Here is a 402-nt window from a genome sequence, read left to right on the forward strand (position 1 = left end):
ATCGCGACCTTGTCCGGATCGCCGTTCGCTCCCATGGCCTTGTCGAAGAAGCGCTTCGCCGCAGCCATGTCGCGCTTCGCTGTCAGCAGGAAGTCGACGCTCTTGCTTGTCGACAGGGCGGTAGAGGTATTTCCAGACGCCCTTGACCTTGATGTACGTCTCATCCATACGCCAGCTGCCGCCGACCGGACGCTTGTGTTTCCGGGCCATCTTCTCGATGAGCGGCAGGAAACGAATCGCCCAACGGTTGATCGACGAATGGTCGACCGACACGCCGCGCTCTTCCATCATCTCCTCGAGGTGCCGGTAGCTCAGCGGGTAGGCCGCATACCAGCGGATGCAGACCAGGATCACATCGATCGGAAAGCGCATCCCTTTGAAGTTGAGCATGTCGAGTCGTCC

At 60.0% G+C, this 402-nt stretch carries 1 pseudogene; it reads right to left on the reverse strand.

The window, feature by feature from the left end:
- Positions 1-390 (reverse strand): annotated as a pseudogene (locus tag CR105_RS27585) (IS6 family transposase); the annotation flags it as partial.
- Positions 391-402: the final 12 nt, after the last annotated feature.

It is taken from the genome of Massilia eurypsychrophila, from assembly GCF_002760655.1.
GTDB lineage: Bacteria > Pseudomonadota > Gammaproteobacteria > Burkholderiales > Burkholderiaceae_D > JAFCUW01.